Raw genomic sequence first — 19,412 nt, 5'->3', positions numbered from 1 at the left:
AGCGCATCCCGCCACGAACGCCGAACAAAAATGCCTTTATTGAGTCGTTTCACAGTATTTTGGAACGGGAATGCTACCAACGTCATTGTTTTGAAAGTACGGAAGAAGCCTTTACCGAAGTAGACCGTTTCATTCGGTATTACAATACCGTCCGGATCCACGGCAGTCTAAACGACTGGCCGCCACAGGAATATCTGCGAATGGTACAGGCAAAATTACTATCTCCCAAGACCATTGCACTTTAGTGCGATTTTGCAAGAATGAACGTGGTAGTGTCCAACTTTATGGGGTTGAACCGCTTTGACCCGTAACAACGCGGGCAGCAGGCATGCTGATGATACTCGGGCATGGTTCAAGTGCTCCATTCTCATGATATTTTCCAAAAAATCAGCTTCATAAATTCAGCATTGCTGCTTGTTTCTGTTCCATTAACGTCATCCCAATGTTAAAATTTCCAAATCAGCGCCCTTTCGCTACCCGGGGACAGGGTTTCATGCTGTAATGTGGAATATGAAATAAGGAAGCCCGCACCTGCTGCGGCAGAAGTACACTAACACTAATGAGACGGAGGAACTGAACGACATGAACAAGACGATTAATTTTGCACACCGTGGTGCATCCGCGGTCTGCCCGGAGAATACGATGGCGGCTTTCCGCAAAGGACTGGAGCTGGGTGCAACCGGCATCGAAACCGATGTACAGATGACCTTGGACGGAGGCCTGGTCCTCATTCATGACGAGGATCTAAGCCGTACTACGAACCGCAGCGGATTGGTGAAGGATAAAACTTTGAGTGAAGTACTGGAGGCAGACGCTGGTTCATGGTTTGGAGCTGCATTCGCAGGGGAACGTATTCCCGCTCTTGAAGAGCTGCTGGATTTGGTGCACGGACGTGACACAATCCTCAATATTGAGCTGAAAAACGGCATGTTCCTCTACCCCGGCATGGAGGAAAAGGTCATTGCCGCCGTGCGGGAATACGGCGTGAGTGAGCGCGTGGTGCTGTCCAGCTTCAACCACTATTCTCTTGCGTACTGCAAGTCGCTGGCACCCGATATCCGCACGGGTATTTTGTATGGAGAAGGCTTATACCGGCCTTGGGATTATGCGGCTTCCCTGCAGGCGGATGCGCTGCATGCCTATCACTTTGCTGTACTGCCTGAGTTTGTTGCGGAGGCGTCAGAGCATGGAATTGTCTATCATCCATGGACTGTAAATGATCCGGAGCGGATGAAGTACCTGATCGATGCCGGCGTCGCGGGGATTATTACCGATGTTCCCGATGTACTCGCAGGACTGATGGCGTCCAAGGGAGTGTGACCGTGAAAAAAGTCTGGCTGCTTGGCTTCGGTTTCTTCAGCATCAGCATCACATGGAGCTTATACAACGCGTTTGTCCCTTTTTTCCTGGAGAAATATGTGCATAGCGTCGCCCTGATCAGCTTCATGATGACCATTGATAACTATTTTGCGCTGTTTCTGCAGCCGTGGATCGGCAACCGCAGTGACCGGACGACGTCCCGTTTCGGGCGGAGAATGCCCTATTTGATGATCGGCATGCCGCTGGCTGCCGTGCTGACCATGCTGATTCCGTTCCACACCGGACTGTTCACTCTCCTGCTGTTCATGATGATGATGAATCTGGCCATGAGCCTGTATCGTTCGCCGACCGTCGCGCTGATGCCGGATATTACGCCGGAGCCTCAGCGCACCAAGGCCAACGGGCTGATCAACTTCATGGGCGGAGTAGGGTCCATTCTGGCTTTTGGCGCAGGGTCCTTTCTCTATGATGTAAGCCCTGTGCTGCCATTTGTGGTGGCCGGTCTGATCACGCTGATGTGTCTGTACATCGTGTCGAGGTTTATTCGGGAGGATCGGGATGGGGTCATTGGACCCGCAGTGAATGCCGCGGCCATTCCAGGCGCTGAGCGTAATTCCCAAGTGACAGGCAGAAGCGGCCCTATGGACAGGCCAGCACGCATCTCCCTCACCAAACAGCTGGACCGGACAACGTTCTGGCTGCTGGCGGCGATTTTTTTCTGGTTCGTGGCTTATCAGGGGGTCGAGACGTTGTTTACCTTGTATGGCAAACATCATCTGGGGCTTAGTGAGCAAGCCGCTTCGTTCTCGCTCACGTTCTTTTCGCTTGCTTTTGTGATCTTTGCGATTCCCAGCGGCTGGCTGGGCGGACGGTTCGGGAAGAAAAATATCATTATTCTGGGTGTATGCGGACTGATGGCGGTATTTGCTCTCGTGGGGTTTGCGGAAAATGTGCTGCTGCTGCGTGGTCTGCTGCTGCTGGGCGGGATGTTCTGGGCTTGTATCAATATCAATTCCTATCCCTATGTGGTCGCTACAGGAGACGAAGAGAGTATCGGCACGCGGACGGGAATCTACTATTTGGTCTCATCACTCGCCGCCATTACATCTCCGCCCCTGCTGGGGCTGCTGATTGATCTTACGGATTACTCCATCCTGTTCTATGCTGCCACCGTTAGTATGGCCTTCGCCCTGGTGTGCCTGCTGATGATGAAGGGGCGTGTAAAAGCAGTGAACACCGCTTACTCTAAAAAAGCGTAATTAGAAACAAACCCGGCAGGTAACACCAGCTTACGCCCGCATGGAGCTTCGCTTATGATCAAGCCCATTGGGACTGGTTACACCGCTGTGGAGCAGGCTCACCGATTGGCCAGCCGGTTTGGCAGGGTTGGTATTCTCTTCCTTATACACGGAGTAGCGGCCACTCCCGAGCTGCTTGGCATTATACATGGCCGAATCGGCCTCTTTTAGCAGCTTCTGGCGGTCGATCTTCCCATGGCTCATGGTGATGCCGATGCTGGCTGAAACAAACAGCTCATGTTTCTCCAGTCTATAATTCCGGGTCGTCTTCTCCAGAATCCGTAACGCCAGCTGCTCCGCTTCTTTGCGGCCGCAGCGCTTGGCGATAATCACAAATTCATCCCCGCCGATGCGGAAAATATGCCGTTTGCCTTTGCTTGAGAATTGGCTCAGTGTGGTACCGACCGCCTGAAGCAGTAAATCGCCCACATGATGCCCCAGCGTATCGTTGATGGATTTGAAACGGTTGAGATCCAGAAACAGTACCGCGAGCTGTTCATTAGGTTTGCAATGATCCCAGAAGTGATCCATGCCGTTCTTGTTCAGGAGACTGGTCAACGAATCGCGATAAGCCAGTTCCTTCAGCTGTTCCCGCTCAGCTAGCAGCATACGCAGCCGGGAGAACAGGTAGAGCATTCCCGTCAGCGTCAGAACATACAGTGTAAGCGGAAGAACGAATCCGTCTTTACCGGATGCGAATCCAGCGCCCTGGAGGGACTTCAAGCCCAGCAGGTGCATGGCGCTCATTCCGGCACCCGCAATAAAGATTATTAAGACCGCGCGGACTGCGCGGTTTTTTTGATTTCTGCCGCTGAATTTCCGGGACAGATAGAACATGCTATAGACAGACAATGCTGCTATGAGCACCGAGGATACGGCCAGCATATAATTTCGGGCTTCCATGGTCCAATTGCACTCCTTTTGCATGTGAATAATTTCGCACTTTGAAGCTTTACAGTACAATAATACACTGAACATGAACCGAACACCACCATGAATCATTCTGAAATAAAGCAGGCGATATGCATGATATATTTATTATCGGCAGGAAGAACTTCTTCCTGCATGGGATCATTTGGAAGCAAGGCAAGGGCAGACTGGCGCAGAACAAACTTATATTAAAAAATCCGTCCCCGACAGGACGGATCGACAGGACGGGTGCCCCCGCAGGATCAACTACTATGACCGCTCAGCATCAATATGCGAAACACAGTTGTACAAGGCACAAGTCCAACCGTTGCCGTCCTTGACGACATGAGTGATTGAGGTGTTCTTTAGCAATACGGTTACATCAAGTCCGGGAACCAGTCTTCTCAGCGTGCTGCGCAAAATAGCACCGTGGCTGACCACGAGGATCTTGTTGCCGGGATGCCGTGCCGCAATGTCTTCGATGGCCCTGCTGCCTCTCTCCTGGCCGGACTCGTCGCTCTCCAGCTCCATATCGATGCTCTTCCATCCGCTGCCCCACCGCTCCACTCGTTCTTCCTCTGTAGTGCCCTCAATCAGACCGCCGTTCATCTCCCGAATGCCCGGGACCAGCCCTGTGACCGGAATACCGAGCCGCTCCGAGATCACCTCTGCTGTCTGCACCGCTCTGAGCAGGTCGCTTGAATAGAGGTAATCCCACTCTTCTCCGCGAAGACGCTCAGCTATGGCCGCTGCCTGGCGGAGCCCTTCCTCATCGAGCGGGTTATCGGTATGACCCTGAATCCGGCCTTCTTTATTCCACAGTGTGCTGCCATGCCGAATCAAGCCAATAGTTGTCATTATGCTTACCGCCTTTATTCAATATGAATGGTCGAATGCCATCTGTAGATTATAAACCATCGCTCCGGCAGATGCATATTTGCTCCCCCAGAATATGGTAGGTAACATTGAATATAGCGAGTGGAAATAATTGACGGAACCGCTACCCGGATATATGATATTATGGGTCTGTTTACCACATTCCAGCATCCGTACCCTATAATTCAAAAGGAGATTACTGTTTACAATGAAAAAGTTGTCCGTTCTATCGCTCGCTCTCATCTTCATGCTCTCTGCACTAACCTCTGTACCCGCCAGCGCTGCCGCTGCTGCGGCGCCCAAAACCACCATCTATGTCGACAAGGATAACCACTCCTACATCCCGCTGCGGTTCCTGAACGGTTTTGCCGGTATTCAGGCAGGAGTCGGCGGCCAAACCGGGAAGCAAATTACCGTTTCTAGAGACGGGAACTCCGTAGTTCTGGCATCCGGCCAGACAGCAGCCTCTGTTAATGGCAAGTCCGTTACGCTGAGTGAGCGGCCTTTCAGCAGTAATGGGACAACCTATGTGCCTTTGTCCCTCATCAGCCAAACCCTGGGTATTCAGCTGGCGTGGAGCAAAACCGCCGCTTCCCTTACATTAGCTGCAGGCGATGACACTGCCACGCTGCCTGTATTATCCGGCGCGCTGATTTCAGCAGGCTCTCCAGCAGTCGTAAGTTCTAAACACACTTACAAGGTAGGCGGCAGATCCTTTACCGTACAAATGGTAACCGTGTCCCTGCTGCATCCTGCTCTCAAACTCGATGTTGTCCTTGCGGGCAACACCATAGGCAGAACAGAAGCGCTAGGCAGCATTGCCAAGCGTAGCGGAGCAGTTGCCGCTATTAACGGCACGTATTTTAATGCCTATACAGACGGGGCCTACAAAGTTCCTTATGGATATATTATCAGCGGCGGGAAAATGCTCAAGAACAGCCCGGCAGACAAGCGGACCGTATTCGCTTATGACAACAACCTTCTGGCAGAGCTGATCCCGGGCAGCGAATTCATGGATCACTTTAATTCTGGAGCTGTTACAGGTGCGATCCAGGCCGGTCCAAGGTTGCTTATAGATGGCAAAGTGGCCCTGAATGTGGCCGGGGAAGGCTTCCGGGATCCTAAAATATTAACGGGCGGCGGCTCCCGCAGCGCACTGGGACTGACCAAAGACCATAAGCTGATTCTGCTGACCTCCGGCGGGGCAACCATCCCCCAGCTGGCCCATATCATGAAGCAGGCTGGGGCATACCAGGCGATGAATCTGGATGGCGGCGCCTCCAGCGGCCTATATTATGGCGGCAAATATTTGACTACCCCAGGACGGCTGATCAGCAATGCGCTGGTGGTCAAAACCAGATAATGGCTGCCGGTAATCCGGATTCGTAGTTCTTTTCATCCCACAAACCTCCAGGCAACCGGCTTTGCCAATATCTTCAGACAAAAGCTCCGTTCACAGCCATTTCGGCTATGGACGGAGCTTTTGTTGTATGCAAGCCTTAGAGACCATTCTCTCATGCAGGCAGAATAAGGAATTGAAGACCGGGGATAATAACGCCAAAGAATCCAGATTCCAGCAGAACCGAGGTGTTATGATGGCAAACAAACAGAAGCCGGCCCGCAAGAATGCCAGTGTTCCCTCAGAGAACTCCGTGCCTGCCCCGCTTCCTCTTGATCCTTCACTCGAGGTGAACTTGCAGGAGCTTGGCAAGCGGATCGGCCAAAGCTCGGATGTCGTCTTCCGCAGATTCACCAACGAGTCTTTAAGCTCACTAGCGCTGGCTTTTGTATATATTGACGGCCTGGTTAACGCCGACGTGGTCAATCAGACTGTGCTTCAGCCCTTGCTGGAAACGGTCACACTAAAGAGCGAATCCATCACCGCCACAGATGCCTTCAGGATGATCAAGGATCAAATCCTGCCCATTGGGGGCGTCAAAGAAGGTAAAACGCTGGAAGCGCTCCTGTCCATGCTCTTCGATGGCTATACTCTAATTCTGTTCGATGGACTCCAGATGGCACTGGCCGCCGATACTTCGGGCTGGGAGAAACGCAGCGTCAATGAGCCGACCTCGCAGGGCGTCATCCGTGGTCCCAAGGAGGGCTTCACCGAAAGCCTGCGGACAGGCACCTCCATGCTGCGGCGCAGACTCAAAACCTCTGATCTGCGTATCGAAGAGTATAAAATCGGCCAGCGCACCCAGACCGGAGTAGCTCTGGTCTATCTGGATGGCATCGCAAGTGAGCAGGTGCTGAAAGAAGTCCGCCGCCGCCTGAATGCAATCCATACAGACAGCATTCTGGAGAGCAACTATATTGAAGAGTTCATCCAGGACGGCGGCCTGACACCCTTTCCGACCATCCAGAACACGGAGCGTCCGGACGCGATGGCCGGAGGCATTCTGGAAGGGCAAATCGGAATCATCATTGACGGCACACCTTTTGCACTTCTTGCACCATCTACGTTTTTCAACTTTTTCCAGTCCAGTGAGGACTACTATCAGCGTTATGATATTTCTTCCTTTCTGCGGCTGATCCGCTATGGGGCTTTTTTTGTATCCATGCTGCTGCCGGCGCTCTATATTGCCGTTACCACCTTTCATCAGGAAATGCTTCCGACCACCCTGCTGGTCAGCCTCGCCGCCCAGCGGGAAGGGGTCCCGCTGCCGGCGCTGGCGGAGGCGCTGCTTATGGAGCTGACCTTCGATGTGCTGCGCGAAGCCGGGGTACGCATGCCGCGCACCATCGGCCCGGCGATATCCATTGTCGGCGCACTGGTGCTGGGGCAGGCTGCCGTTCAGGCCGGACTCGTCTCCGCCGCTATGGTTATTGTGGTTTCTTTTACGGCGATCTCCAACTTTGTGATTCCTTCACTGGCCATCGCTAACTCCATCCGGCTGATCCGTTTTGTGATGATGTTTATCGCCGCGACACTGGGACTCTTTGGCATCATGTCCTTTCTGATGGTACTGCTGATTCACATGGCCGGATTACGCTCGTTTGGTGTGCCGTACCTGTCACCAGTTGCACCGATGGTTCCTCGTTATCTTAAGGATATCTTAATCCGTGTTCCTCTCTGGAGCATGACGATGCGCCCCAAGACCAACCTTGGCAAGGAAACACGCAGACAAGGCCCGGATCAGAAGCCTAAGCCGGCGGAAGGCAAGAATAGCCAAGAGTCCGGGCAGCCCAAACCACAAGGGGAGGACCCCGCATGAATGGAAAAGTCGGCACTACTCAGGCAGCCATGCTGATTGTCAATACAATTCTGCCAACAGCCACCGTCGTACTGCCTGTGATCATCAGTAACTATGCGGAACAGGATGCGCCGCTGGCCATTTTGCTGTCCACTTTCTTCGGTCTCCTTATCGCAGCCCTGGTCGGCAGTACCGTCAGCCGCATCAACGGCGCTCCATTTCTCACATGGGTCGGCGAGAAAAGCTCGCCTGTTATCGGTACGGTCCTTGGCCTCTTGATGCTGCAGTTTTACCTGGATAATACCTCGACCATACTGCGTGAATTCGTCAATTTCCTGAAGGACAACGTGCTGGTCAATACGCCAATTTCGATATTGTGCACACTGATCCTGCTCATTACTATCTATATGGTAAGACAAGGACTGGAGGCCATTGCACGGGTAAACAGTCTTGTGATATTGCTCTTTGTATTTTTCGTGCCGCTGTATCTGTTCGGACTGTCCAATGAAATGAATGTGCACCAGTTGTTACCCATGTTTGATCATTCTCTGGCCGAGCTGACGCTCGCCAGTATTACTCCAACCACATGGATGTCCGAGGTTGCGGTGCTGCTGTTCCTTGCACCATATCTGAAAGATCCGAAGCGGGCCCGGATCATAGGCTGGAGTGGCCTGATTGTTGTTGCCTTAATCATGATGTTTTCTTTGATTACAACGCTCATGGTCTTTGGCCCTGATTTTATCAAACTCAGTACTTATCCCGGATTCACAGCAGCCAGTATTGTACATCTCGGAAGATTTATCGAGAAGCTCGATATTCTTTTTATTTCCTACTGGGTGATGTCCATTTACCTGAAGTTTTCAATCTTCCTGTTTGCTACCGTAGAGTGCTTTAAGCAAACCTTCAGGGTAGGCAGCAGCCGGCCGTTCATCGGTGCCCTGGGTCTGCTCATCCTGCTCGAGTGTCTGTATACCTGGCAGAGCACAGAGAAATTAAACCTCTATAACAAGGAAGGACGATTTCTCGTCTTCTTCCTCTTCAATGTACTCGTTCCTTTGGGGGCGATTGGACTGGACCGGTTCAAGAAGGGCAAACCTAAACAGAAAGGATGGGAAACTTGAATATTCACAAAAAAATTCTCATTCCCCTCCTGTGCCTTCCCCTCTTATCCACTCTGCTGACCGGCTGCTGGGATGCCCGGGAACTGAGTGAGCTTGGCATTACATCCGGGTCTGCATATGACTGGGAGAATAACCAGTGGAAGGCCACCTACCAGGTCATCAACCCCTCGTCAGGATCCAGCGGTATGGGGGGCAGTACAGGCGGAAGCACCAGCTCGCCTCCGTTTGTGACTTTTACAGTCAAGGGAAGGACGATTATGGAAGCGATTGAAAAAACCAACCTGACAAGCACACGTGAAATGTTCTTCTCCCATTCACGGATTACCGTGCTGGGAGAAAGTGTCGCCAAACATGGTATTAACCAATTAATTGATATGTTCCTGCGCAAGCAGGATGCCCGGGAAACCGTCTATGTATTTATTACCAAGGGAGAAGCCGGCAATATTCTGGATCAGCTCATGCAGTTGTCCAAAAACCAGGGGGCTGGCGTCCAGCTGATGATCGAACAGGAATCCCGGCTGATCTCCTATTACCCAGGCGTACAGATGTTCGAACTGGCAATGGCCTTATCCTCCGAATCAGGCAGCGCTGTCCTTCCGGAGATCCTGCTTACCGGGACGGAGATTATGGACGAAACGACAGAAACCGGACGTACTGATCTCAAGACCCGGCTGGCCCTGGGGAGGCTGGGTGTGCTGAAGGGAGATCAGCTGATGGGCTGGTTAAGTCAAAAGCAAGCATTCGGCTTGTCCTTCATGACAGACAAGATTAAGACAGCGACCATAGCCTTCTCTTCGAAGCCCAAATCCGGCGACAAGCCGGATGCCTCTTATATCCTCCAAAAATCCAAAACCATCGTCCATCCCAAGTGGGAGCAGGACCATTACGTGATAGATATAGATATCAAAGGGAGCGGTGTATTATCCGAAGTTGGCAGCGTTATGGATTTGAACGATCGAACTTCGATTACAGAAATGGAACATTCTATTGAACAGCAGGTGCTGGAGCTGGTGAACAATTCCTGGAAGGAGATCAGAACGCTGGGGGCCGATGTTACAGGCTTCGCGGTCAGAATACACCGAAGTGACCGCAAACGCTTCAAGCAGATCAAGAAGGCCAAGAACTGGGACAGCACGTTCCAGGAGATTGAAATCCGGCCCCATGTTTCGATGAAAATTGAGCGGACAGGGCTCAGCAATAAATCCTTCGAATCTGTTCACGAGAAATAAAGGAGCATATCTATGAATATAGCTGTAATTCTGGGGCTCTATGTCCTCGTGTTCTGGCGGGGATGCACCATGCTGAAGGGAAAGAGGCGTAAGCTGAATAGGCTGTGGTACGGCTGTATATTGATTTACTGTGCCTATGTTAATATTAGCGGCTTTACCAGAACTCCGCATCTAAGTGTGTCTAGCCTGTATATAGCTTTCTTTCAGCCGGCGGGCAGAGCAATGATCAAATGGTTAGGAGGTTGATTCCGTCATGCAAAAAAAGGAACAGGTGTCTGCCCTGCAAATCTCGTTCATGATCATGCTGTTTGAGATCGGCAGCACGCCACTGTTTCTGCTTGGCGGCAAGGCCAAGCAGGACTCCTGGCTCGCTATGTGTACCGGCTCGATGGCCGGCTTTATTCTGCTTATGCTTCTGATGTGGATTCAGCAAAGTTCGCTGGGCACAGACCTTATCGGCATGCTTAAGATCCATTTCGGACGTTACGCAGGTTCTGTGATTGGCGGAATTTACAGCCTGTATTTCGCTTACCAGTCGATGCGCAATGTCCGTGACCTGGGGGAACTGACGGCGCTTACCATGCTGCCAAGATCACCGATGTCCATTACGATGCTGATTTTTGTCGGGATTTCCATTTACGCTATTTGGAAAGGGGCCGAGGTTGTCTTCCGCCTGCCGGAGGTCCTGCTGCCGATGGTGCTGTTCTTCTATGCCTTGCTTGTTCTGTTGTTCGGGATCATGGGTTCCCTGGATTTCAACCGTCTAGGCCCGGTCTTCGAGAACGGATTTAAGCCGATTGCTGACGCCGCACTGCCGGACATTGTCTCCTTCCCCTTCGGGCAGATGATTGTATTCCTGATGCTATGGTCCTTATGGGACAAGCCGGGGGTTCCCGTAAAAAACACTGTGGTGGCCTATCTCCTGATCAGTATATTCCTGATTTTCATGAACGCACTGAATGTAGCTGTCCTCGGGCCCACGGTCGCAGGAATCAGCCAGCTTCCCTTTTTAAAATCGGTACGCACCTTGTCCAGTCTGAAATTCATCGAACGCCTCGATATTCTGGTTACCGTCCAGCTCTTCGTTGGCCTGCTGATCAAGATGATGCTGTTCTTCTTCTGTTCTGTGAAGGCAGTAGCGGAGTTAACCGGAAAACCGGCTAAATGGTGGGTATTCCCCGTAGGCGCGGTTATTTATGGCGCTTCTTTCCTAGAGAGGGACTACACGCAGCACATTGCTATCGGCCTGGGACCAAGTCTGAGGATCGATCCAGTGTTCCAGGTGGCAATCCCTCTGCTGCTGGCCCTTTCCATCCTGCTGCGCAGCAGATTTGCGCGTTCTTCATCTTAGAATGTCGCAGCAGTGCAGACACTGGTAGTGATTCGTCCGGTCCTGTATCAGATCATTATCCGGTAGGTCATTGTGCCAGTTGGACGGCGGGCTGTTCTACAGGTACACTGGCTATAATGAATAAGCCAATGTACAAGGAGGTTCCGGACTCATGTCCAAAGCCGATTACATGTTGTCCATTCTATGGATGCTGCAGCAGCGCAAGAGAACTGCTGCAGAGCTGGCCGAAGAGCTGGAGCTGAGTGTCCGCTCGGTCTACCGCTATATTGACGCCCTCTGCGCCAGCGGTGTCCCCGTAATCGCAGATGCCGGTCCGGGAGGCGGTTATAGTCTCCCGGAGCACTTCAGCTCAGCTCCGCTGTTCTTCGACGCCGGGGAACGGCGGGCGCTTGTCCAGGCCTCATCCTTCGCACGGGGAAGCGGATATCCTTATGAGCAGGCGCTGGATGGAGCGATTGCCAAGCTTAAGCGTTACAGCAATGCCGAACAGCTGTCGCACATGGAGCGTCACGAGAGCGGTCTGGAGACACTCCATTCACCGGCAGCTCCGCTTGCGCAACTGCTGGAAGAGCTTGAGATTTGTACAGCGGACAGGCTGATGCTGGAGATGGATTACCGCAAGGGCAACGGGTCTCCCCCTTCCTCCCGCAGTATTGATCCCTACGGACTGGTGCTGTGGAAAGGCCAATGGTACCTGACCGGCTTCTGCCATAAGCGTCAGGAAATCCGCAGCTTCCGGGTAGACCGGATCACAGGCCTGCGGAGGACGGGGGAAGCCTTTCTGCGCCCCGCCAGCTTCTCGGCGCGTGAGTTCCTGCTTCAGAGCCTTCTGCCCGGATATAACGATCCGGCAAAACTGACTGCAGTTGTCATAACAGCCGCAGAAGGGGTACTAAATGATCTTTGCAGCCATTGGCTGTTCGGTCATACGCTGGAGCAGCGCAGTGCAGATACAGCGAAATTCCTGCTGGATGAAGCCACCCTGTACAGCTACGCTCCTTACTTTCTGCTGCCTTATGGCAAAGCGCTGACCATCCTTGAGCCTACAGCTCTGAAGCAGAAGCTCGCCGCGGTGACCGCGGATCTTGCGGCATATTATTCTGCATAATGTCTTTCTTAGGATCACTGACCATATCTGTCAGTGATCCTTATGTATAGTGGAGACAGGACCAGGGTTTAAGAATATCCTTTCAAGGAGGAACAATTGAAATGAACGAATTGAAATATGAATTTTATATTGCCGGCACCCCGGCTCAGGTGTGGGACACACTGGTTTCGCCGGGGCAGGTCAAGCAAATCTATTACGGCAGCGTAATCCGCTCCAGCTTCAAGCCAGGAGAACTGCTGGAATACGTGGGTCCCGGAGACGGGGGTGACGAGACAGTACATGTATACGGAACGGTGCTGGAATACGTCCCGGAGAAGACCTTAAGCTTCACACACAAGGTTGGCCCCTCCTATCTCAAGGACCGGGAAAACTACGAATCCCGTATCTCCTGGCAGCTGGAAGCGGTAGGCGGCTGCACCCGGCTGACATTAATTCACGATGACTGGCATCCGGACGACCCTTCTTATGCAGCCAGCGACAGCGCGTGGTGGCATATTCTGAGCAATATCAAAACCCTGGCCGAGACCGGCCACACTCTGGATTTTGGCAGCTTTTAGTAGCATCCCGAACTAACCTCTCACTTTCCGAACGATGCATATGGACAACTTCACCCCGGCAGCCGAATCAAGGTTTTCTACCTTAGATTCGGCTGTTTCCCGTTTCGGCGGCTGAATCAAAAGAAATGGAATTATGCATTATTTATTTTTCCCTAAGGAAACTTTTTTGTTGCAGGGACAAATTTATTCACGTATACTACTATTGTGGCACACTACAAGAATCTATCCCTAGTGCACAATATGTACTAATTTCTATATGAAGGAAGGGGAATTTATGGCTGGAGCACTTATTCCATTGTCTAAGGCGGTGAATGGCAGCAAACTCGTGATTAGCGGCATCGAAGTGCAGGGGGTGCTGCGGAGAAGGCTGCTGGATCTCGGATTTGTCGTCGGCAACACGGTAGAAGTGCTGCGGCGCAGTCCTCTGGGCGACCCTACGGCATTCCGCTTGAGTAATACAACGATTGCGCTGCGGCGCGAAGAAAGTGAATTAATCTACGGAACTTTGATTGGAGGTGGAAACGAATGAATCCGTTTACTATAGCTTTTGCGGGTAACCCCAATACGGGAAAAAGCACGCTTTTCAATCTTCTGACCGGACTGCGTCAGCACACCGGCAACTGGGCGGGCAAAACCGTCATTACGGCCGAAGGCGAATTCACCCACAAAAACCACACTTACCGCGCAGTCGATCTTCCGGGCACCTATTCGCTGTACTCCAATTCCGCCGACGAAGAGGCGGCCAGGGATTACATCATTTTCGAGGAACCGGATGTAACGCTCGTAGTTCTGGACGCCACTTCGCTTGAACGCAATCTCAACCTCGCGCTGCAGGTGCTGGAGATTACCGGGCGGGCCGTGATCTGCATCAACCTGATCGATGAAGCCCGCAGACTGGGTATCGGCATCAATGTGAAGGCGATCTCGAAGCGGCTCGGGGTTCCGGTTGTGGCCATCTCCGCCAGGAGCAAAATCGGCATTGATGCTCTTCTGGATCAGATCGAGCGTGTCGCCACTGGCGCTTTTACGGCACAGCCGCTTCGCATCAGCTATAGTGACGAAATTGAACAGGGCATCGCTGAGCTGATCCCCATGGTCGAACAGGCCATTGGCACAAGATATCCGGCGCGCTGGATTGCCCTCCGGCTGTTAGACGGTGATGACAGCCTGATCACTTCGCTTAAGGCCCATATGGGGCGCACAAATTTTTCTGCAGCAAAGGAGGTTGTGGGTCATGGAGTCACCGCATGTCATTAAGGGAACGGACGCCATGGATTCCCTGCTGCCCTTCGCGAAGAAGCTGGCTGACAAAGGGGCCATCCGCGACGAAATTGTCAGTGGAATCTACGGGGTGTCGGCCGGTATTTGCCGTGACTCTGTGACCTACAAGGACCAGCAGAAACTCGCCAGCACCTATAAGCTGGATCAGATCGTCACCTCCAAAATCTGGGGTTTCCCCATTATGCTCGCCGCCCTCGGCCTCGTGTTCTGGATTACAATTGCAGGTGCCAACTATCCTTCAGGATGGCTCGCTTCCTTTTTCGGCTGGATTGAAGGCTATCTGACGGCAGGTTTTGAGGCGTTGAACGCACCGGCCTGGCTGCATGGCGTTCTCGTGCTTGGACTATACCGCGGAACCTCCTGGGTGATCAGTGTCATGCTGCCGCCCATGATGATTTTCTTCCCGGTGTTTGCCCTGCTGGAGAATTTCGGCTATCTTCCGCGCGTGGCATTCAATATGGACCGGCTGTTCAAAAAATCCGGCGGCCACGGCAAACAGGCCCTGACCATGTCGATGGGCTTTGGCTGCAATGCTGCTGCCATTCTCTCCACCCGCATTATCGAGTCCCCCCGGGAACGGATGCTGGCCATCCTGACCAATAACTTCGTGCCCTGCAACGGACGCTGGCCGACACTGATTCTGCTCTCTTCTCTGTTCATGGTCGGAGGTGCTGCAGCAGGCGCACTGCACACATTATCAACTGCACTGGTGTTAATGGGCATTGTCCTGGTTGGAATCATTGTTACCTTGAGCGTCTCCTGGGTCATGTCAAAGACTGCGCTGCGCGGAGTACCCACTCACTACACACTGGAGCTTCCACCATACCGCCGTCCGCAAATTTGGAAAACCATATTGATCTCCTCCAAAGAAAAATCCCTGAACGTGCTAACCCGGGCAATCGTCGTCGCTGCACCGGCGGGAATCGTCACCTGGATTCTGGGCAATCTGATGGTCGGAGGAGACAGTGTACTTAACCACATGGCTGCTTTTTTTGATCCTTTTGCGAATTTGCTGGGTCTGGATGGCTTCATTATTATGGCGTTCATCCTTGGACTTCCAGCCAATGAAATCGTGCTGCCGATCCTGCTTATGGGATATATGTCCTCAGGTGCGATGGTCGATATCGATGGCCTCAGCGGCATCAAGGATATTTTCCTGAGCCATGGCTGGACTTGGCTGACCGCGCTCAATATGATGTTGTTCTCTCTGCTTCACTATCCATGCGGCACCACGCTAATCAATATTTATAAAGAAACCCGCAGTATGAAATGGGCCGTGCTCTCTGCGGTCATCCCGCTCGGAATCGCTATTGCGGTAACCTTCGCCGTTGCCCAGGCCGCCCGGTTGTTCGGCTGGGTGTGATGCAGAAAACTATAGAAGTAAACAACGCAAAAAACTCCTTCACAGCCGAAACGGTGAAGGAGTTGGTGCCTGAAATGATTAAATCAATGGCTTACTTGGCAGCCTTAGCAGCAGCTACAATAGCTTTCAGGTAGCCTTGGGTATCTACAAGAGTAGCTCCGCTTACAGCGTCAACCATTTGCTCTTTGCTCTTTGCAGCCAGTGTAGCTTCCAGCGACTTGATTGTTTTGCCCGTTGCATATTTCTCAATGGCAGCCATGTTCTTGTCATAAGAAACCGTAGATTTGGCTTCTTCTTTCATATGTTCGCTATAATATTTGGCATTGGCTTTCTTGGAAGCCAGGACCATTGCTGGATCTTTGTAGTTCTGTCCGAAGTCCTTGTCCGAGTTAGGCACTCCCGTTGCCACATCGGAGCCCAGGAATTGATAATCGTCCAGCGAAGCGGCTACGATTACACCATTTTGGACAACGGCAACTGCCACAGTGAAGCATTTCGTGCCATGAGCAGCAGCTTCTACCCGGCCAACCTTAAGCGGTGCGCTTGCAGCAGAAGAGACATTGTTCAGAGCGCCACTGTTTCCTACGCCTACAACAGCCAAGGAGATACCGGCTACCAGCAATAATTTTGTTACCTTTTTCACAACCATTCCCCCAGTCCTATGATTAAAACGCTTACAATCTATATTTATCAATTTCTAGCAATTCCGTCAGTTACAAATGTTACTAGAAAAATGTAAATACATGGAACCAAATCCAAACGCAGCGGATAGGCTTCTTAGCTTAAACATAACAATCTTTATATATAGAAAAAGCCAGCCGAAAGTCCGGCCAGCTTATCTATTACAAAGGCACTAGCTCCCTCTCACGTTCTATTTCTTCGCTTTAAAACCATAGGCTTGCATCATCTTCTCGAACACGGCTGTGTTCTCAAAAACTCCCGTAAAGAGCTGGGCGTTTTTCCCCATTGCTGTAACCGGAATATCCACCGCCGTATGGCCGGAGGTTGTCCAGTCCACTACAAAGCTTTGCTTGGAATTGGCGATAGCGAACGGACCGTCTTCTTTGGAGATACCGTCTCCTGTTTCATCCTCTGCATCGACCGCTTCGATGGAAAGTCCTCCGGTTTCATGGTCAGCCAGCACCAGCACCAGCGTGTCCGGATTCTTTTTGGCAAAATTCTTGGCCACCTGCACAGATGCATCCAGAGCCTGGCCGGATTTAATCGTCATCTTGGCATTGTTTCTGTGGGCAAATTCATCCGTACCTTCTTCCTCTACCATCAGGAAAAAGCCTTTTTTGTTAGCGGACAGGGTGTCAATCGCTTTCTGGGTCATTTCCGGCAGGGAGACTACAGGGTTGTAGATATCCCCTTTACCTTCCTCATTCTGCTGAAACATCTCCTCATTGGCGAACAGTCCGAGCAGCTTGCCGTTTTTGGCCTGCTTCAAGCCTTCTTTGGTCGATATATAGTTGTAACCCAGCTGTTTCGCTTTGGTGACCAGATTGCCCTGGCTTCCTTTGCTCTTCTCCGAAGGATCTTCAGCCGGAGCATCCGGGAACTTGCCTGCTTCGCCAGCCGGATACCAGAAATCCTCACCGCCGCCGAGCAGAACGTCCACTTTGCTCTTAGTCAAGAGCTGCAGTGCAATGTCGCTTTGTTTCGAGCGGTCTTCCACGTGAGCGCCAAAAGCTGCGCCCGTAGCATCCGTAATTTGGCTGGTGGTTACTACACCTGTGGACATACCGGCATCTTTGGCGTATTCTGCTATGGTTTTAACCGATTTTTTGTTGGCATCCATGCCGATGGCGCCATTATATGTCTTCACCCCGCTGGCATATGCTGTAGCGGATGCAGCTGAATCTGTAACCGGTACGGTAGAGCTCGTATGTACCAGCCCTGCGTAGGGCATATCATCCATGGCCAATTTGCCATTTTCGCCTACGGTCGCCAGCCGTATCGCATTACGCGCTGCTGTCCCCATGCCGTCGCCGACAAAAAGAATGACATTCTTCGTTTTTGCGGAAGCCGCCTCTGCCGGTTTGGCAGACTGTGCAGCCACTACACTCGTAGCCAAAAGCGCCCCTGCTGCAGTTACAGTTAATGCAGTCTTGAATCTATTCTTTTTCTGAGAATTCATATATACCCTCCTTAAGGTTAATTACTACCTCATACTAGAGCAATTATATTAAGGGGATATTTCATGAACGCCCGATTAATGTAAAACAACACAAGAACTATGCATTTTTTGTAAAATTCCTTCATTCTCCTGCGGAACCCGGATACTCTTTCATGAGCACGTAGTCACCTCTTTTGCAGCCCAAGCGCAAGCGCCGCCAGACGGCGTATACCTTCGCGCAGCACACCTCCGCTGGCAAAGGAGTAGCTCAGCCGCAGCCAGGACTTCATCTCTCCCAGCGGATCAAGAATTTCACCGGGGACAAAGGAGATGGACTGCTCCATAGAACGCTCAAACAGCTCAGGTACGGAAATAGACTCCGGCAGCTTCACCCACAGATTAAGCCCGCCCTGCGGGGTTGTCCATTCCCATCCGGTAGCGGCAAGCTCCTCCTCCACAATCTCCTTATGCACCTGGAGTGCGATCCGCAGCTTCCCGAGATGCTGCTGCAGGCGCGGCGAGGTGTAGTAGTGCAGAAAGATTTTCTGATTCAAAATCGGCGTGCCGTTGTCCGCCAGCGATTTGGCGGTAATCAGCTGTTCCATGAACGGGTACCGGCAGCCAACTGCGCAGATCCGCAAGCCTGGGGCGACATATTTGCTGAAGCTGCTGATGTAGATTACCCAGCCTTCCGTATCATACGCAAAAAACGGCGGCGGCGGCTCCTCCGTGAAATACATGTCGCGGAACGGATCATCCTCCACGAGCAGACAGCGGTAGCGCTCCGCCAGCTCAACCAGTAGCTTGCGCTGCCGCGCCGGAACCGTATAACCGGTGGGATTGTGATGTGTCGGATTCATATAGAACATCCTTGGCCGGTGCCTGCGCATCAGTTCCTCGACCTGCTGTAGATCATAACCCTCCGGAGTAATCTCCACCGGTACCAGCCGGGCTCCCAGACGCCGGAAAATATCCATCGCCGCGCTATACGTCGGCCGCTCCACCAGCACCGCATCCATCGGCCCCAGCACAACGCCCGCGATCAGATTAATCGCCTGCTGAGCACCCGAAGTTACCAGCAGTTCACCCGGTGACAACTGCAGCTTGTGCTTCTCCCGGAAATGGCGGCTAAGCATATCCCGTAGTTCCTCGTCTCCCTGGACTGAAGAGTACGTTCCCATGACCTTCGGATAGAGATCGAACACTTTTTTGACGTATTCGGACAGGAACAGGTTGGGCAGCAGTCCAGGATCAATCAGCGCCTGTGAGAACTGGTAGCTGACCGGTATCCGCTGAATATCGGACATCGGGTTCGCCAGCATATAGGCGGATACCGCCGCACCCTCTGCCGCTTCTTCCGCCAAACTGCTGACCGGTGACATATAATAGCCGGATTTGTCTTTTACATACACCTTGCCGTCTTCCGTCAGCTCCCTGTAGGCCTTGAATACCGTAAGCCTGTGAACCTTCAGTTCCTCAGCCAGCAGCCGGATCGACGGCAGCTTGTCATGCGCCTTCCATTCTCCGCGTTCCATCCGGTTGTACATGTATTGATACACCTGGCGAAACAATGGGGAGTTCTGCTCTGCTCCTGCCACCTTTTTCATCAGTCTGCCGCTCCTTTACCAGATGACTCTGTCAATAGCTAAGTCCATAACCACCTATAGTTAACTTCTCTTAGCC

Annotated in this window: 18 protein-coding genes; 13 read left to right on the top strand and 5 right to left on the bottom strand. The window is 52.2% G+C overall.

The window, feature by feature from the left end; genetic code table 11:
- The 3 genes from A3844_RS25510 to A3844_RS25500 all read left to right on the top strand — a co-directional run.
- Nucleotides 1-245 (top strand): integrase core domain-containing protein (locus tag A3844_RS25510; protein ID WP_143192135.1); only part of this gene is annotated, 245 nt, incomplete at its 5' end.
- A gap of 337 nt (nucleotides 246-582) precedes the next feature.
- Nucleotides 583-1,320: a glycerophosphodiester phosphodiesterase gene (locus tag A3844_RS25505; protein WP_074083188.1), complete on the top strand. Its 738-nt coding sequence runs from the start codon at nucleotides 583-585 to the stop codon at nucleotides 1,318-1,320.
- A gap of 2 nt (nucleotides 1,321-1,322) precedes the next feature.
- The gene (locus A3844_RS25500; protein WP_074108829.1) at nucleotides 1,323-2,579 is read left to right on the top strand and encodes an SLC45 family MFS transporter; all 1,257 of its coding nucleotides are present in this window, start codon (nucleotides 1,323-1,325) and stop codon (nucleotides 2,577-2,579) included.
- A 30-nt stretch (nucleotides 2,580-2,609) separates the two neighbouring features.
- Here A3844_RS25500 and A3844_RS25495 read toward each other — a convergent pair whose 3' ends face one another.
- Together A3844_RS25495 and A3844_RS25490 are read right to left on the bottom strand one after the other, a co-directional pair.
- Nucleotides 2,610-3,521: a GGDEF domain-containing protein gene (locus A3844_RS25495; RefSeq protein WP_074083186.1), complete on the bottom strand. Its 912-nt coding sequence runs from the start codon at nucleotides 3,519-3,521 to the stop codon at nucleotides 2,610-2,612.
- A 276-nt stretch (nucleotides 3,522-3,797) separates the two neighbouring features.
- On the bottom strand, nucleotides 3,798-4,385 hold the full coding sequence (locus A3844_RS25490) for a histidine phosphatase family protein (RefSeq protein ID WP_074108828.1): 588 nt from the start codon (nucleotides 4,383-4,385) through the stop codon (nucleotides 3,798-3,800).
- 226 nt (nucleotides 4,386-4,611) lie between these two features.
- On the opposite strand from A3844_RS25490, the gene A3844_RS25485 reads away from it, so the two are divergent.
- The 10 genes from A3844_RS25485 (at nucleotide 4,612) to A3844_RS25435 (ending at nucleotide 15,610) form a co-directional block, all read left to right on the top strand.
- Nucleotides 4,612-5,766, top strand: coding sequence for a phosphodiester glycosidase family protein (locus A3844_RS25485; RefSeq protein WP_074083184.1), 1,155 nt, complete (start codon nucleotides 4,612-4,614; stop codon nucleotides 5,764-5,766).
- Between the two features lie 232 nt (nucleotides 5,767-5,998).
- Nucleotides 5,999-7,621, top strand: a complete 1,623-nt coding sequence (locus tag A3844_RS25480) for a spore germination protein (protein WP_074083333.1) — start codon at nucleotides 5,999-6,001, stop codon at nucleotides 7,619-7,621.
- The gene (locus A3844_RS25475; RefSeq protein WP_074083183.1) at nucleotides 7,618-8,721 is read left to right on the top strand and encodes a GerAB/ArcD/ProY family transporter; all 1,104 of its coding nucleotides are present in this window, start codon (nucleotides 7,618-7,620) and stop codon (nucleotides 8,719-8,721) included. The genes A3844_RS25480 and A3844_RS25475 overlap by 4 nt, the downstream gene beginning before the upstream one ends.
- Nucleotides 8,718-9,950 carry a Ger(x)C family spore germination protein gene (locus A3844_RS25470; RefSeq protein WP_074083182.1) on the top strand — a complete coding sequence of 411 codons (1,233 nt, stop codon included), beginning with the start codon at nucleotides 8,718-8,720 and terminating at the stop codon, nucleotides 9,948-9,950. The genes A3844_RS25475 and A3844_RS25470 overlap by 4 nt, the downstream gene beginning before the upstream one ends.
- 253 nt (nucleotides 9,951-10,203) lie before the next feature.
- On the top strand, nucleotides 10,204-11,301 hold the full coding sequence (locus tag A3844_RS25460) for a GerAB/ArcD/ProY family transporter (RefSeq protein WP_074083180.1): 1,098 nt from the start codon (nucleotides 10,204-10,206) through the stop codon (nucleotides 11,299-11,301).
- A gap of 151 nt (nucleotides 11,302-11,452) precedes the next feature.
- Nucleotides 11,453-12,409, top strand: a complete 957-nt coding sequence (locus A3844_RS25455) for a helix-turn-helix transcriptional regulator (RefSeq protein WP_074108827.1) — start codon at nucleotides 11,453-11,455, stop codon at nucleotides 12,407-12,409.
- Nucleotides 12,410-12,510: 101 nt separating this feature from the next.
- Entirely contained in the window at nucleotides 12,511-12,966 is a 456-nt protein-coding gene (locus A3844_RS25450; RefSeq protein WP_074108826.1) for an SRPBCC domain-containing protein, read from the top strand.
- Between the two features lie 274 nt (nucleotides 12,967-13,240).
- On the top strand, nucleotides 13,241-13,495 hold the full coding sequence (locus A3844_RS25445; RefSeq protein ID WP_074108825.1) for a FeoA family protein: 255 nt from the start codon (nucleotides 13,241-13,243) through the stop codon (nucleotides 13,493-13,495).
- Complete coding sequence (locus A3844_RS25440; RefSeq protein ID WP_074108824.1) at nucleotides 13,492-14,223, top strand: FeoB small GTPase domain-containing protein; 732 nt, start codon at nucleotides 13,492-13,494, stop codon at nucleotides 14,221-14,223. Before A3844_RS25445 ends, A3844_RS25440 begins: the two co-directional genes overlap by 4 nt.
- A complete protein-coding gene (locus A3844_RS25435) occupies nucleotides 14,201-15,610 on the top strand; it encodes a nucleoside recognition domain-containing protein (protein ID WP_074108823.1) in 1,410 nt (469 codons plus the stop codon). The genes A3844_RS25440 and A3844_RS25435 overlap by 23 nt, the downstream gene beginning before the upstream one ends.
- Before the next feature lie 91 nt (nucleotides 15,611-15,701).
- Here A3844_RS25435 and A3844_RS25430 read toward each other — a convergent pair whose 3' ends face one another.
- The 3 genes from A3844_RS25430 to A3844_RS25420 form a co-directional block, all read right to left on the bottom strand.
- Nucleotides 15,702-16,253, bottom strand: a complete 552-nt coding sequence (locus tag A3844_RS25430) for a hypothetical protein (protein WP_074083174.1) — start codon at nucleotides 16,251-16,253, stop codon at nucleotides 15,702-15,704.
- A gap of 228 nt (nucleotides 16,254-16,481) precedes the next feature.
- Nucleotides 16,482-17,750 carry an alkaline phosphatase gene (locus tag A3844_RS25425; RefSeq protein WP_074101134.1) on the bottom strand — a complete coding sequence of 423 codons (1,269 nt, stop codon included), beginning with the start codon at nucleotides 17,748-17,750 and terminating at the stop codon, nucleotides 16,482-16,484.
- Nucleotides 17,751-17,914: 164 nt separating this feature from the next.
- Nucleotides 17,915-19,336 (bottom strand): aminotransferase-like domain-containing protein, encoded by a 1,422-nt coding sequence (locus tag A3844_RS25420; protein ID WP_074108822.1) that lies wholly within the window; start codon nucleotides 19,334-19,336, stop codon nucleotides 17,915-17,917.
- Nucleotides 19,337-19,412 lie beyond the last annotated feature (76 nt).

Source organism: Paenibacillus helianthi (genome assembly GCF_001909055.1).
GTDB classification, from domain to species: domain Bacteria; phylum Bacillota; class Bacilli; order Paenibacillales; family Paenibacillaceae; genus Paenibacillus_AQ; species Paenibacillus_AQ helianthi.
The sequence above is the reverse complement of the archived record's forward strand: the minus strand, read 5'-3'. Positions and strand labels throughout refer to the sequence as shown.